We start from the raw sequence: 13,977 nt of genomic DNA on the forward strand, positions 1-13,977 counted from the left end.
GCCCATGCCGATACTGCTGAAAGCTGCGCTAACCGCTTTATTAGTAATTCCACTAAGTACTATAGCCGGCGAGAGAGTCACGCTACGTTGCCCTGACAGAGGCTGGGCGGAGGTGACATTTCATCTGTTCCAGCACGTTAGCGTGCTGTGGGAAAACAATAGTTTTTATATTTCCGATGCCCGGCGTAGTCAGAGTAATAAATTCTATACGTTTACCAATCGAGATGTTCTTTCAGTGAGAAATGGATTTCAGTTTATTTATACGGATTCGGGACGAGCGGTGTCTTGTTCGATATTGTCGCGGGTGCCGACGCAGGATCTGAAGCTGGAGACATTGAGGTAACGCAGCGTTCTATTCGCCATTCAGCGACGTCAGAGAAGCCCGTATGCTCACGGGCTTTTGTAGTTAAATCTGATAATCAATCACCGCTTCATCTGGCTCCATCGCCTGGCGTTTAATTTCATCGACGGATAACCCTGCATTGCATAGCTCGATGAATCGCCAGACGTAGTTGCGCTGCAGCTGTCCGCGTTTAAGCCCCAGCCAGACGGTATTTGCATCAAATAAATGCCGGGTATCCAGACGGGTTAAGGTCCCCTCTTCCTGCTCGCCGCTGGATTGCTCTGCCACCAGCCCAATCCCCAACCCCAGCGACACGTAAGTTTTAATCACATCCGAGTCCTGGGCGCTGAGAATAATATCCGGTATCAGCCCTTTGCGAGCAAACGCCTCATCGATGCGGGAACGCCCCGTAATCCCCTGACGATAGGTAATTAACGGCCAGTGCGCGATGGACTCCAGCGTGAGCGGAGAAGCCTTCACTAATGGATGGTCGTGAGGAACAAGCAGGCTGTGGTGCCAACGAAACCAGGGAAAAGCCACCAACAATGGATCGCTGCTCAGCCGCTCACTGGCAATTCCGATATCTGCCCCGCCATTTTGTAGCAGGACATCAATCTCCTGTGGCGTACCCTGAATAAGTTCCAGACGCACCTCAGGGAACAGCTCGCGAAAGGCTTTTATCACTGCTGGCAGGCTATAGCGTGCCTGGGTATGCGTGGTGGCAATCGTCAGAACGCCGGAGGTGTCATTGGTAAACAGATCCGCCAGTCGACGAACATTGCTGGCCTCATTCAGAATACGCTCGGCGATAACCAGCAAGGCTTTACCCGGTTCAGTCATGCCCAACAGGCGTTTACCGCGACGGATAAAAATCTCAATGCCAAGTTCATCTTCAAGTTCGCGAATGTGTCGGCTGACGCCCGACTGCGAGGTGTACAGTATATTCGCGACCTCTGTCAGGTTGTAATCCTGGCGGGCCGCCTCGCGGATTATTTTAAGTTGCTGGAAATTCACGTTTCGCTCCGGGCACATCAGACATTACGCTATTGTTAAAGTCTGATGCCCGGCATAACAAATAATAAAAACCTGCATCTTATTCCTTGTGGGAATAAGGTTTAGCTGACCAGCTGCAGTTCACGATTTTCCAGCGCCGGACGGCTAACCAGCGACAACAGGATCTCCTTCACGGCCTGCGCCTGGGGCGATAAGCTCCCTCTGGCTGATACGTTCAACGATAATGGCAGATTCATCGATGGTGTTGTGATGCGCGCCATCCAGCCGTTCGCCGCATTGCATAATGAACGGGCGGCCGACTCAGGTAACACTGTGACGCCCATACCACTGGCAATGGCGGCAGTTAGGGTGGAGATAGACTCAATTTCGCCAATCACTTTAGCCGTTAAGCGACGTAGCGAAAAAGCTTCATCCACGCGCAGGCGAACCGCGCTGTAATCCCGTGGCAAAAACAAATTCATCTGCGCCACCGCGGCTAAATCGACGCTTTGCCCAGGGCACTCACGCGTGCCGACCAGGTACAGATCCTCTTTAAGCAACGGTAGACTGCTGATGCCCGCCACGGGTGAACGCTCATAGAGCACTGCCATATCTAATTGCCCGCTGAGCAGCTTGTCATTCAGTACTGCCCCACTGTTTTCATGCAAATAGACCAGCACATCAGGCAGTTCAGCACGTAGCGTCTGTAATAACGGCATGGTAATGGATGACGCTGCTGTCCCCGGCGCAAGGCCGATAGAGACCTGGCCACTCAAAGTCTGGCCCACGTTATTAACCGCAAGTTGCGCCTGTTCACACTGACGTAAAATCGTCCGGGCGTGGGTATATAACACTTTTCCTGCTTCCGTCGGCGTGACGCCACGCTTGGTACGAATCAGCAATTGCTGATCCAGCTCACCCTCCAGCGTAGCGACCTGCTGGCTCAGCGCGGGTTGCGCAATGTGCAACACTTCCGCTGCCTGGGTCAGGCTACCAATATCGACGATTTTCACGAAATATTTCAGTCGTCTGAAGTTCATTTTGCCTCCTGTCGGAATACCAGAACCCGTGCTGGCAGTCATTGAATTCAGGATTGCAAGATGCTTGCCACTTTCGTCTAAAATGGTGTTTTACGGTTAAAACCGCGTAAAGTCAGGAGTAAAAGCGAAGGAAGATCATTCTGCACACCTAAGTATCTCATTCAGGCTGCCCTGGAAGAGGTAGACACGCACCAGAATGGGGCAAAAGCATAAAAAGACGGAAAGATCGCCGCTTTGCTGATTTTGTCAGCAAACGAACACACAAATGTATTTACCCCTTTGACAAGCCTCACCACCCTCGCTAATATGCGCCTCGTTCAAACGATTCCTCTGTAGTTCAGTCGGTAGAACGGCGGACTGTTAATCCGTATGTCACTGGTTCGAGTCCAGTCAGAGGAGCCATATTTAAGAAGCCTGCTTAGGAAACTAAGCAGGCTTTTTGCTTTTCTGAGTTTGCCTTCCACATCTAAAGCGTCAGCTCAGAATGAGCTCCAGTCTGGCCAACACTTCATTCTTAATAGCCGCAGGTATTTGTTCCTGGCACTTGCCGTTACGGGCTTCCATATCAATAATTCTGGGCTGGTCACGGCGAATAACCCCCGTCGTTTTAGTGCCCGCATCATCCAGTTAAACGCTAAAACCAGCAGCACGAGCAAAGTTTCCGTCACTGGTGACAGGAACCACAATGGGTTGAGATATCCGATTCTCGCTCACAGCAGACTTTAAACTCACCCAGAACGTCCGTTCTGTGCCAAGAACAGACCTTAGTGGCTTGGCAAGTGTGAGCGTTTGAATATCGCCTTAGCGCTACACAATAGGCGTCTACATTTTCGACGCACGAGAAAATTGTGGCTTTAGTTGTCTAATACCAATGCTTCAACACTGACTCTTCGCCAAACAACGCATCGTAGAACACCAGTTGGATTCCGCAGGCTTACGCAAACAGATAGCGCTAACTGCTAGGCGGCCCACTAGACGCACATTCATCCTCACATGAGGTATAGTTATTCTATGCCCAGTACAAATGGCATCAACATACCTAACTTTATTTTCATGTCTGCAGTTGCCGAAGCCGCATTAGCCTGCGGCAAGGCAAGCCATCTGTTTACGGCATCGGAGTTGAATCGCTGCTGACTTAGAAACGAAGATACAGACGTTTCCCAGGAAAAGAGTTCACCCGTGCAAAGTTCGACGGACTGCTGAGAGCAGGCTCGCTGAATAGCCATTCCCAAACCGACGTAGTGGAGAAGCTCACGTCGTACATTCTCATCTTTTTGCTTGATTGGCACATCCAGTTTCGGTTTCGGTCCAAAGTACACTCCGGTAGTACCTGGTTGTAATGTTGGGTCACTGGAAAAATAAACCGGGACTCCCATCAATTTAAATGCCGCCGTCAAAATTTCATAGCTAATGTCTGATCGACTCCAACGGCCCATGTGGGGTGGTACTTTCGGCAAACCGACCAGATCATCGCCACGGCTTACAATCGATACACCCTCAACTGGCAAGGATGGTTGCATTGTGACTACAGTGTCCGAATCGATTTCCCAGCCAGCTTCACTTAACAATCGTAAAAAATTACCAGCAGCCACGCACGATGATTCGCTCCACTCAACACAACCGATGCGCAGCTTGTCCCGCTGACCGAACTGTCCTGTTCGAAATAATTCGAGGTATCTATCGCGATTGGAACTATTAACTGCATATGTATCAATCACGGTAGGTGGTACAGGTGTACTTGCAGATTCAGGATTTTGTTGAAGCAAATCTGGGCTTTTGAAATACACTATAGCGAAGATCGCCGCTGCGCCAGATGCTCTTAACCATCCTTTAAATTTTACTTCCAGGAGACCAGGCAGAACTGCACCAATACATCCAGCAGCTAGAGCCAGAACTATTCGGTAAACTGTATATTGATAAGATGTTGGATTGGGGGTTGTGAAAGTAGTTATGAGTATGGCAACTATCGCCACAAGCGCAAAACTATACCTAATGTACTTCTCTATCTTTACACTGCTCATTTTAATTTTGACACCTGTATCAAATCCATAAGTCGAAAACCCCGCATTAACCTGCTCCCCATTGATTAATACAGCTTTATACTCGTGATGAGGCTAATGGCGTTGGTGATGAGTGTAACTGTCCGTTCTTCGCTCACAGCAGACTATAAGAGTTGATTGTGTGTTGCACTGTGAGATCAAATCAAAACCAATACATTCAGGCATCTTTCCACAGCTTCACCCATTCAACAGGCAACTGTTCCTTATCAAATCCCTCAAACCAGTAAACTGTACCTTTTGGCCCAACAATCGGCACTTCTCCCCAACCCTGATGAAACAATGCGCGACTCCAGTCCGGCTTGAGACGATCACGCCGTTTAAGGCGCTCACCATTACAAGCAGTCGCTCGTATTGAGGGAAAGTTAATAAAGAAACTTAACGGCATTTCCTCTTTTTGCACACGTTGCAATTGCCTTGATATCCAGTCTTGGTTACGTTTGCGAAGTTTTTGATTCATTGGCTACTATTCTGATTCAACTCACTTATCAATCAATGATCTCACTGTAATCCGACGTCATGCTTTGTACAAGAATGTCCGCTCCTCGCTCACAGCGGACTTTTCTATCGCCGCTGATGTATTAATCAATGGAGAGCAGGCCATATTTATAATATAAATTGACGGGTACGCTGAATTTTACAGGAACATCTCCGATGAATATTGCCGCCTCAATTGCCCTTTTGGGCACCTGCCCATTTGTGAGTCTGGCGGCAGTAGCAGTGACCTTTTCCGAAACTGTCCTGGATGCCGCTGGACCAAAAGGGCCTTTAAAAGGCACGTTACTCACCCCGAATTCAAAACCAACAGCCGTTGTTCTTATCGTTCCTGGCTCAGGGCCGACCGATCGGGATGGAAACAACCCGCTTGGAGTGAATGCATCGCCTTACCGACTTCTTGCTGAAGGCCTGGCGGCTAAAGGCTTTGCGACGCTTCGTATCGACAAACGTGGAATGTTCGCTAGCGCAATGGCCGTAGAGGATGCCAACGCGGTGACGATTGCTGACTATGTTGACGACGTTCGATCCTGGGTAGACGTGCTTAGACGTCACATGCACACTCCCTGTATTTGGGTTTTAGGACACAGCGAAGGGGGCGTAGTCGCACTTGCCTCGGCTCAAGAAGAGGATGTGTGCGGCGTGGTTCTTATCGCAACGCCCGGGAGACCGATGGGCGAGGTGTTGAGGGGGCAACTTAACGCTAATCCGGAAAACGAAATGCTATTAAAGCAGGCACTGCCGATAATTGATGCCCTGGAGAATCGGCGGCGAGTCGATATTACGAATATGCACCCAGCACTACAAAGTCTCTTTAATCCTGCGGTTCAGGGGTTTTTGATCAATGCGTTTTCATATAATCCGGGTCATCTCATTTCGAGTATCTCCAAACCCGTGTTAGTGCTACAAGGGCAACGCGACCTCCAGGTGGAAGAAACTGATGCAAGACTGCTTAAGGCCGCGAATCCTCAAGCGTCCCTGGTTGTACTGCCCAATATGAACCATGTTATGAAAGAGGTGACTTCGGACGATCGCAAAGCGAATATCGCAACATACGCTGAACCCGCGCTCCTTTTAGCTCCCGGTTTAATCGACTCGATTGAGCATTTCCTGATCCGCAACTCACCTTTTCCCGAAAAGTAACAGCTGCTCCACGCTCACAGCAGGCATGGTCAGATGTCATTCCAACCGTCACATGCCAGAAGCAGACTCCCTCTTCCCCTTCCGATATCCACCTCAGAACATTTTTATAAATAACAACGCATTAAGAAGTTCAACGTAATACAATTATATTTCCAATTGTAATGATAACCATTCTCATATTACTATGATCGCGTGATAATTAACTTTTGATACATTCCGCATGTCTGACCACGCCACTACCACTGCTTCCTTTACGCTCGAGTCGCTTTATGGCGCACATCACGGCTGGCTGAAAAGCTGGCTGACGCGCAAACTCCAGTCCGCCTTTGATGCAGATGACATTGCCCAGGACACTTTTCTACGGGTAATGGGCAGCGACTCGCTCTCGACGATCCGCGATCCGCGCTCCTTTCTGTGCACTCTCGCTAAACGGGTGATGGTCGACCTGTTTCGTCGAAACGCGCTGGAAAAAGCCTATCTGGAGATGCTGGCGCTTATGCCAGAGGCGCTCGCGCCTTCGCCCGAGGAACGCGAGAGCCAGCTCGAAACCCTGCAACTCATCGACAGCATGCTTGACGGGCTGAACGGAAAAACACGCGAAGCGTTTCTGCTTTCGCAACTGGATGGTCTGACATACAGCGAGATCGCGCTGAAGCTCGGTATCTCCGTCAGCTCGGTGAAAAAATATATGGCAAAGGCTATCGAGCATTGTCTGCTGTTTCGTCTGGAGCACGGCCTGTGAATGCCTTTATCACCGATTCTCGCCGCCATGCATTGCGCTCGGCATCACACTGGTATGCTGTATTGAGCGGCGAACGTGTCAGCCCACAGCAGGAGGCGCGCTGGCAACAATGGTACGAAGAGGACAAAGATCATCAGTGGGCCTGGCAACAGGTTGAAAATCTGCGCAGCCAGCTCAGCCGCGTACCGGGTGATGTCGCCAGCCGGGCGCTGCACGATACGCGCCTTACCCGTCGTCATGTCATGAAAGGGCTACTGCTGCTGCTCGGCGTGGGCGGCGGCTGGCAGCTCTGGCAATCTGAAGCCGGTGAAGGTCTGCGCGCGGATTACCGCACCGCCAAAGGCGCGGTCAGCCATCAGCGGCTGGAAGATGGCTCGCTGCTGACGCTCAACACACAAAGCGCCGCGGACGTTCGTTTTGATACGCGTCAACGCGCTGTCCATCTCTGGTACGGCGAAATTGCTATTACTACTGCAAAAGACGCGCAGCAGAGACCTTTCCGCGTTGTGACCCGCCAGGGCCAGCTCACCGCATTAGGCACAGAATTTACCGTCTACCAGCAGGACAACGTCACACGCGTTGTCGTTCAACAACACGCTGTTGAAGTTTTACTCGCAAACCGTCCGCAGGAAAAACGCATCGTCAGCGCTGGCGAGAGCCTGCAGTTTAGCGCGTCTGAATTTGGTGCAATAGCCTCAGCGGATGATGAAAGCGCCGCCTGGACGCAGGGGATTCTGAGCTTCAGCGATAAACCTTTGGGTGACGTGATTGCCACGCTGAGCCGTTATCGCAACGGCGTGCTGCGCTGCGATCCGGCGGTGGCCGGGTTACGCCTGAGTGGCACTTTCCCGCTGAAGAATACCGATGCAATCCTGGATATTATCGCCAAGACTCTTCCAGTGAAAATTCAGTCAGTTACGCGATACTGGGTAAATATTTCTGCATTGTAAGAAAAATAATTCTCATTTCGATTGTCCTTTTTCCCCTTCTCATTCGACTCATAGATGAACACAACAAAAATGATGATGGAGAAGGTATGACGCCTTTACGCGTTTTTCGCAAAACAACACCTTTGGTTAACGCCGTTCGCCTGAGCCTGCTGCCGCTGGCCGGGTTGTCGTTATCCGCCTTCGCAGCACAGGTTGATATCGCACCGGGTTCGCTCGACAAAGCCCTTAATCAGTATGCCGCGCTCAGCGGAATTACCCTGTCGGTTGACGCCAGCCTGACGCGCGGCAAACAGAGTAACGGTCTTCACGGTGACTACGACGTCGAAACCGGTCTGCAACACCTGCTGAACGGCAGCGGCCTGCAGGTGAAACCGCTGGGTAATAACAGCTGGACACTGGAGTCCGCACCAACACCGCAAGAAGATGCCCTGACCGTGGTGGGTGACTGGCTGGGGGATGCGCGCGAAAACGACGTATTCGAACATGCTGGCGCACGTGACGTTATCCGCCGCGAGGATTTCGCCAAAACAGGCGCAACATCCATGCGCGAGGTACTGAACCGCATTCCTGGCGTTACCGCCCCAGAAAACAACGGCACCGGTAGCCACGATCTGGCAATGAACTTTGGTATTCGCGGCCTGAATCCGCGCCTGGCCAGCCGTTCAACGGTGCTGATGGACGGTATTCCCGTGCCGTTTGCCCCTTACGGCCAGCCGCAGCTTTCACTGGCACCCGTCTCACTCGGAAATATGGACGCCATCGATGTGGTTCGCGGCGGTGGCGCGGTGCGTTACGGGCCACAGAGCGTGGGCGGCGTGGTGAACTTTGTTACCCGCGCTATTCCGCAAGACTTCAGCATCAAAGCCGGCGTGGAAGGCCAACTTAGCCCAACATCTTCACAAAATAGCCCAAAAGAAACACACAACCTGATGGTGGGCGGCACGGCGGATAACGGTTTTGGTACCGCCCTGCTTTACTCCGGCACTCGTGGAAGCGACTGGCGCGAACACAGCGCGACCCGCATCGACGACCTGATGCTGAAAAGCAAATATGCGCCAAACGAAGTGCATACCTTCAACAGCCTGTTGCAATACTACGACGGTGAAGCCGACATGCCCGGCGGCCTGTCTCGCGCGGATTACAACGCCGACCGCTGGCAATCCACGCGCCCTTACGATCGCTTCTGGGGGCGCCGCAAGCTTGCAAGCCTCGGCTATCAGTTCCAGCCGGACAGCCAGCATAAATTCAATATTCAGGGCTTCTACACTGAAACGCTGCGCAGCGGCTACCTGGAACAGGGCAAACGCCTCACCCTTTCACCGCGCAACTACTGGGTTCGCGGCATTGAACCACGCTACAGCCAGAGCTTTATGGTGGGTCCTTCCGCGCACGAAGTGGGCGTGGGATACCGCTATGTGAGCGAGTCGACGCATGAAATGCGTTACTACACCGCCACCAGCAGCGGACAACTGCCGTCCAGCACCAGCCCTTACGATCGCGACACTCGTTCCGGTACCGAAGCGCACGCCTGGTATCTGGATGACAAAATCGACATTGGCAACTGGACTGTCACACCGGGTATGCGCTTTGAACATATCGAGTCATACCAGAACAACGCCATCAAAGGCACACATGAGGAAGTGAGCTACAACGCCCCACTTCCGGCGATAAACGTGCTCTATCACCTGACTGACAGCTGGAATCTTTATGCAAACACTGAAGGCTCATTCGGCACCGTACAGTACAGCCAAATTGGCAAGGCTGTGCAAAGCGGCAATGTGGAACCGGAAAAAGCGCGAACCTGGGAGCTCGGAACCCGATACGACGATGGCGCGCTGACGGCGGAAATGGGGCTGTTCCTGATTAACTTTAATAATCAGTACGATTCTAACCAAACCAACGACACCGTTACCGCACGCGGTAAAACGCGCCATACCGGACTGGAAACTCAGGCTCGCTATGATCTCGGCACATTGACGCCAACGCTCGACAACGTTTCAGTCTACGCAAGCTATGCGTATGTAAACGCTGAGATTCGCGAGAAAGGCGATACCTATGGCAATCAGGTGCCGTTCTCACCGAAACACAAAGGCACGTTGGGCGTGGACTATAAGCCGGGTAGCTGGACCTTCAACCTGAACAGCGATTTCCAGTCCAGCCAGTTTGCGGATAACGCCAACACCGTTAAAGAGAGCGCTGACGGCAGTACCGGTCGAATTCCTGGCTTTATGCTCTGGGGGGCACGCGTAGCTTATGACTTTGGCCCGCAGATGGCAGATCTGAACCTGGCGTTCGGCGTGAAAAATATCTTCGACCAAGAGTATTTCACCCGCTCTTACGACGACAACAACAAAGGCATCTACGCAGGCCAGCCGCGCACGCTGTATATGCAGGGTTCGTTGAAGTTCTAAACCCCGTTTACCCGGCCTGCATGCTGTTTTTGTAGGTCGGATAAGCGAAGCGCCACCCGACACAGGCAATTCATATGTTCATACAACTACGCACGCTATTCGCCGCTCTGCTGCTTACCGGCCATGCTTTTGCCGCCACGGTTCAGGACGAACATGGCACCTTTACGCTTGATAAAACGCCACAACGGATAGTGGTGCTGGAACTGTCGTTCGCGGACGCACTGGCCGCCGTCGATGTCAGTCCGGTCGGCATTGCCGACGATAACGATGCCACGCGCATTCTTCCAGAGGTTCGTGCGCATCTGAAGCCGTGGCAGTCCGTTGGCACGCGCGCGCAGCCGAGTTTAGAAGCCATCAGCGCGCTGAAACCGGATCTGATCATTGCCGACAGCAGCCGCCATGCGGGTATTTACAGCGCCTTACAGCAAATCGCACCGGTGCTGCTGCTTAAGTCCCGCAATGAAACCTACACTGAAAATCTGCAGTCTGCGGCCATCATCGGTGAAATCGTGGGTAAAAAGGCACAGATGCAGTCACGCCTGGCGCAACACCAACAACAGATGTCAGCGTGGGCCAGCCAACTGCCAAAAGACACGATGGTGGTGTTTGGTACGTCCCGGGAGCAGCAGTTCAACCTGCATACGCAGGAGACCTGGACCGGGGGCGTCCTGACCGCTCTGGGTCTGACGGTACCTGCGGCGATGGCGGGTGCGTCTATGCCGTCCATCGGTCTGGAACAGCTGCTGGCGCTCAATCCTGCATGGCTGCTGGTCGCGCACTATCGCGAAGAGAGCATCGTGAAACGCTGGCAGCAAGACCCGCTGTGGCAGATGTTGACGACGGCGCAAAAACAACAGACGGCATCGGTCGACAGTAACGCCTGGGCGCGAATGCGCGGCATTTTCGCGGCCGAACGCATTGCCAGCGACACGGTAAAAATCTTTCACCACCAGCCTTTATCCGATGTGAAATGACTGTTTTCAAACATCCAGCGATACAGTGGGGGCTTCCCCTTGTCGCGCTTATCGCTATCTTCTGGCTGAGTCTGTTTTGCTACTCGGCCATTCCTGTTTCTGGCGTTGATGCTATTCACGCCCTGCTACCGGGCCATGCACCGACGCTTGCGCAAGCGCTGGTGCAAAACCTTCGTCTGCCGCGAAGCCTGGTCGCCGTTTTGATCGGCGCAAGCCTGGCTCTCGCGGGAACGCTGCTGCAGACCCTGACGCATAATTCAATGGCCTCCCCTTCACTGCTCGGTATTAACAGCGGTGCGGCGCTGGCAATGGCGCTTACCATCGCCATCAGCCCTGTGCCCGTTGCGGGTTACTCTATCGCTTTTATCGCCGCCTGCGGTGGCGGCGTAAGCTGGCTGCTGGTGATGACCGCAGGCGGTGGATTTCGCCACACCCAGGACAGAAACAAACTGATCCTGGCGGGCATCGCGTTCTCGGCTTTCTGTATGGCCCTTACCCGCATCACCCTGCTGCTGACAGAAGATCACGCTTACGGCATTTTTTACTGGCTCGCGGGAGGCGTATCCCACGCACGTTGGCAGGAATTCTGGCAGCTTTTCCCGATGGTGGCGGTTGCTGTACCGGTGGTGTTGCTGCTGGCTAATCAACTGAACCTGCTTAACGTCAGTGACAGCACCGCCCGCACGCTGGGGGTGAATCTGCCGAAGCTACGTTTGATCATCAATATTCTGGTGCTGCTTCTGGTCGGTACCTGCGTCAGCGTGGCAGGCCCGGTAGCGTTTATCGGTCTGCTGATGCCGCATCTGGCTCGCTTCTGGGTGGGATTCGATCAGCGCAAGGTCCTGCCGATGAGCATGATTATGGGCGCCACGCTGCTGCTGCTGGCGGATATTCTGGCCCGAGCGCTGGCCTTCCCTGGCGAATTGCCCGCAGGAGCAGTAGTGGCGCTGATTGGTGCCCCCTGTTTTGTCTGGCTGGTCAGGAGGCGTGGATGAAAATTGCGATAGTCATTTTCATCACCCTCGCGCTGGCAGGATTTTCGACTCTGTCATTGCAAATGGGGGTTATCGCCGTTCCCTGGCGTGCCCTGCTGACCGACTGGCAGACCGAGCGCGAATATCATTACGTATTAACGGCGTACCGCCTGCCGCGACTGTTGCTGGCGCTGCTTGTCGGTGCCGCCCTCGCGGTGGCAGGTGTTCTGGTGCAGGGGATCGTGCGTAACCCTCTGGCATCGCCGGATATTCTCGGCGTAAACCATGCCGCCAGCCTGGCCTCTGTGGGAGCACTGCTTCTCTTGCCGTCACTACCGGTAATTGCTCTGCCGCTGCTGGCCTTTGCCGGTGGCATGGCGGGCCTGATCCTGCTGAGAATACTGGCGGACACCAGCCAGCCTATGAAGCTGGCGCTCACGGGTGTTGCGCTCTCTGCCTGCTGGGCCAGCCTGACGGATTATCTGATGCTCTCGCGTCCACAGGATGTGAACAGCGCCCTGCTGTGGCTGACCGGCAGCTTATGGGGCCGTGACTGGAGCTTTGTGAAAATAGCCGCCCCTTTGCTGATTTTATTTCTGCCACTGAGCCTGCGTTTTTGCCGCGATCTTGACCTCCTGGCATTGGGTGATGCGCGCGCCACCACGCTCGGTGTGTCGGTGCCGCGTATTCGGCTCCAGGCTTTGCTACTGGCCGTCGCCATGACATCGACCGGCGTGGCCGCCTGCGGCCCAATTAGCTTTATTGGTCTTGTGGTGCCGCATATGGTGCGCAGCATTACCGGTGGACGTCACCGCTGGCTGCTGCCCGTTTCAGCCATGGCAGGTGCGTTGCTGCTGGTGGTTGCCGACCTGCTGGCGCGAATTATTCATCCCCCGCTGGAGCTTCCGGCTGGCGTGCTGACCGCCATTATCGGTGCACCGTGGTTTGTCTGGCTGCTTGTGAGAATGCGATAAATGACATTACGAACTGAAAATCTGACGGTCTGTTACGGTACAAACAAGGTGCTTGATGGCGTTTCACTCGCCCTGCCAGCGGGGAAGACAACCGCCCTGCTCGGCCCTAACGGCTGCGGGAAATCAACGTTGTTAAACTGTTTTTCACGACTGTTAACGCCGCAGTCCGGTGGCGTATTTCTCGGCGATAGTGCCATCAATACGCTCTCATCACGCCAGCTAGCCCGCAGGCTGGCGCTGCTGCCCCAGCACCATTTAACTCCCGAGGGGATCACCGTCCAGGAGCTTGTTTCGTACGGTCGCAACCCGTGGTTGTCACTCTGGGGGCGTCTCTGCGTTGAAGACAATGCGCGGGTCTATGACGCTATGAGCCAGACCCGGATCCAACATCTTGCCGACCGACGGCTAACCGATCTTTCAGGCGGTCAGCGACAGCGCGCATTTCTGGCGATGATCCTGGCGCAGGATACGTCTGTTGTACTACTCGATGAGCCAACCACCTATCTCGATATCAATCACCAGGTGGAACTGATGCGGCTGATGGGCGAGCTCCGGGCTCAGGGGAAAACGGTGGTCGCCGTGCTGCACGACCTTAATCAGGCCAGCCGGTACTGCGATCATCTGGTGGTCATGGCGAACGGACATGTTATGGCGCAAGGCACACCAGAAGAGGTGATGACCCCCGGATTGCTGAGAACCGTATTCAGCGTGGATACGGAGATACACCCCGAACCAGTATCTGGCAGGCCGATGTGTGTGGTGAGGTAGATGACACAGCCTGGGTCGCCGTCATATCACTCGTGCTGCGATGACTTCACTCTTCCCTGTGAGTTCAATCGGTCGATGCAACGCTATCCTTAATCGAAGGGGGACGTTGGACA

General features: G+C 53.7%; 12 protein-coding genes, 1 tRNA gene and 1 pseudogene. 9 read left to right on the plus strand and 5 right to left on the minus strand.

The features are described 5' to 3' along the window. Positions 1 to 406: 406 nt before the first annotated feature. Both cbl and nac read right to left on the minus strand, forming a co-directional pair. The gene (gene cbl / locus OGY83_RS07340; protein ID WP_048214440.1) at positions 407 to 1,357 is read right to left on the minus strand and encodes an HTH-type transcriptional regulator Cbl; all 951 of its coding nucleotides are present in this window, start codon (positions 1,355 to 1,357) and stop codon (positions 407 to 409) included. A 101-nt stretch (positions 1,358 to 1,458) separates the two neighbouring features. Continuing rightward, positions 1,459 to 2,376, minus strand: a complete 918-nt coding sequence (nac, locus tag OGY83_RS07345; protein ID WP_079937940.1) for a nitrogen assimilation transcriptional regulator NAC — start codon at positions 2,374 to 2,376, stop codon at positions 1,459 to 1,461. 326 nt (positions 2,377 to 2,702) lie between these two features. Between nac and OGY83_RS07350 the strand changes: the two genes are divergently transcribed. Beyond that, a tRNA-Asn gene (locus OGY83_RS07350) sits at positions 2,703 to 2,778 on the plus strand. 72 nt (positions 2,779 to 2,850) lie between these two features. On the opposite strand, the pseudogene OGY83_RS07355 reads toward OGY83_RS07350, so the two are convergent. The 3 genes and pseudogenes from OGY83_RS07355 to OGY83_RS07365 all read right to left on the minus strand — a co-directional run. Continuing rightward, a pseudogene (locus tag OGY83_RS07355) lies at positions 2,851 to 3,066 on the minus strand (type II toxin-antitoxin system PemK/MazF family toxin); the annotation flags it as partial. 314 nt (positions 3,067 to 3,380) lie between these two features. Further along, positions 3,381 to 4,397, minus strand: a complete 1,017-nt coding sequence (locus OGY83_RS07360; protein ID WP_286635593.1) for a hypothetical protein — start codon at positions 4,395 to 4,397, stop codon at positions 3,381 to 3,383. A 196-nt stretch (positions 4,398 to 4,593) separates the two neighbouring features. Continuing rightward, complete coding sequence (locus OGY83_RS07365; protein WP_286635594.1) at positions 4,594 to 4,893, minus strand: hypothetical protein; 300 nt, start codon at positions 4,891 to 4,893, stop codon at positions 4,594 to 4,596. Between the two features lie 194 nt (positions 4,894 to 5,087). On the opposite strand from OGY83_RS07365, the gene OGY83_RS07370 reads away from it, so the two are divergent. From OGY83_RS07370 to fecE, 8 genes are all read left to right on the plus strand, one after another. Then, positions 5,088 to 6,071, plus strand: a complete 984-nt coding sequence (locus OGY83_RS07370) for an alpha/beta hydrolase (protein ID WP_286635595.1) — start codon at positions 5,088 to 5,090, stop codon at positions 6,069 to 6,071. Between the two features lie 220 nt (positions 6,072 to 6,291). Then, entirely contained in the window at positions 6,292 to 6,813 is a 522-nt protein-coding gene (gene fecI / locus OGY83_RS07375) for a ferric citrate uptake sigma factor FecI (RefSeq protein ID WP_008784388.1), read from the plus strand. Continuing rightward, positions 6,810 to 7,763 carry a ferric citrate uptake sigma factor regulator FecR gene (fecR, locus tag OGY83_RS07380; RefSeq protein ID WP_286635596.1) on the plus strand — a complete coding sequence of 318 codons (954 nt, stop codon included), beginning with the start codon at positions 6,810 to 6,812 and terminating at the stop codon, positions 7,761 to 7,763. Before fecI ends, fecR begins: the two co-directional genes overlap by 4 nt. Before the next feature lie 86 nt (positions 7,764 to 7,849). Continuing rightward, entirely contained in the window at positions 7,850 to 10,174 is a 2,325-nt protein-coding gene (fecA, locus tag OGY83_RS07385) for a TonB-dependent Fe(3+) dicitrate receptor FecA (protein WP_286635597.1), read from the plus strand. A 74-nt stretch (positions 10,175 to 10,248) separates the two neighbouring features. Then, positions 10,249 to 11,148 carry a Fe(3+) dicitrate ABC transporter substrate-binding protein FecB gene (locus OGY83_RS07390; protein WP_286635598.1) on the plus strand — a complete coding sequence of 300 codons (900 nt, stop codon included), beginning with the start codon at positions 10,249 to 10,251 and terminating at the stop codon, positions 11,146 to 11,148. Then, the gene (gene fecC / locus OGY83_RS07395) at positions 11,145 to 12,143 is read left to right on the plus strand and encodes an iron-dicitrate ABC transporter permease FecC (protein ID WP_286635599.1); all 999 of its coding nucleotides are present in this window, start codon (positions 11,145 to 11,147) and stop codon (positions 12,141 to 12,143) included. The genes OGY83_RS07390 and fecC overlap by 4 nt, the downstream gene beginning before the upstream one ends. After that, a complete protein-coding gene (gene fecD, locus OGY83_RS07400; protein ID WP_286635600.1) occupies positions 12,140 to 13,096 on the plus strand; it encodes a Fe(3+) dicitrate ABC transporter permease subunit FecD in 957 nt (318 codons plus the stop codon). The genes fecC and fecD overlap by 4 nt, the downstream gene beginning before the upstream one ends. Next, positions 13,097 to 13,864, plus strand: coding sequence for a Fe(3+) dicitrate ABC transporter ATP-binding protein FecE (gene fecE, locus OGY83_RS07405; protein ID WP_191212928.1), 768 nt, complete (start codon positions 13,097 to 13,099; stop codon positions 13,862 to 13,864). It begins immediately after the preceding gene. Positions 13,865 to 13,977: the final 113 nt, after the last annotated feature.

This window comes from Citrobacter sp. Cpo090, from assembly GCF_030332665.1.
Taxonomy (GTDB): Bacteria; Pseudomonadota; Gammaproteobacteria; order Enterobacterales; family Enterobacteriaceae; genus Citrobacter; species Citrobacter portucalensis.

What these genes read in the sequence shown, in the direction of transcription:
- OGY83_RS07370 (WP_286635595.1), top strand. Translation starts at nt 5,088, where the DNA reads ATGAATATTGCCGCCTCAATTGCCCTTTTGGGCACCTGCCCATTTGTG.
- OGY83_RS07360 (WP_286635593.1), bottom strand. Translation starts at nt 4,397, where the DNA reads ATGAGCAGTGTAAAGATAGAGAAGTACATTAGGTATAGTTTTGCGCTT.
- fecC (WP_286635599.1), top strand. Translation starts at nt 11,145, where the DNA reads ATGACTGTTTTCAAACATCCAGCGATACAGTGGGGGCTTCCCCTTGTC.
- fecI (WP_008784388.1), top strand. Translation starts at nt 6,292, where the DNA reads ATGTCTGACCACGCCACTACCACTGCTTCCTTTACGCTCGAGTCGCTT.
- OGY83_RS07365 (WP_286635594.1), bottom strand. Translation starts at nt 4,893, where the DNA reads ATGAATCAAAAACTTCGCAAACGTAACCAAGACTGGATATCAAGGCAA.
- fecD (WP_286635600.1), top strand. Translation starts at nt 12,140, where the DNA reads ATGAAAATTGCGATAGTCATTTTCATCACCCTCGCGCTGGCAGGATTT.
- OGY83_RS07390 (WP_286635598.1), top strand. Translation starts at nt 10,249, where the DNA reads ATGTTCATACAACTACGCACGCTATTCGCCGCTCTGCTGCTTACCGGC.
- fecE (WP_191212928.1), top strand. Translation starts at nt 13,097, where the DNA reads ATGACATTACGAACTGAAAATCTGACGGTCTGTTACGGTACAAACAAG.
- fecA (WP_286635597.1), top strand. Translation starts at nt 7,850, where the DNA reads ATGACGCCTTTACGCGTTTTTCGCAAAACAACACCTTTGGTTAACGCC.
- nac (WP_079937940.1), bottom strand. Translation starts at nt 2,376, where the DNA reads ATGAACTTCAGACGACTGAAATATTTCGTGAAAATCGTCGATATTGGT.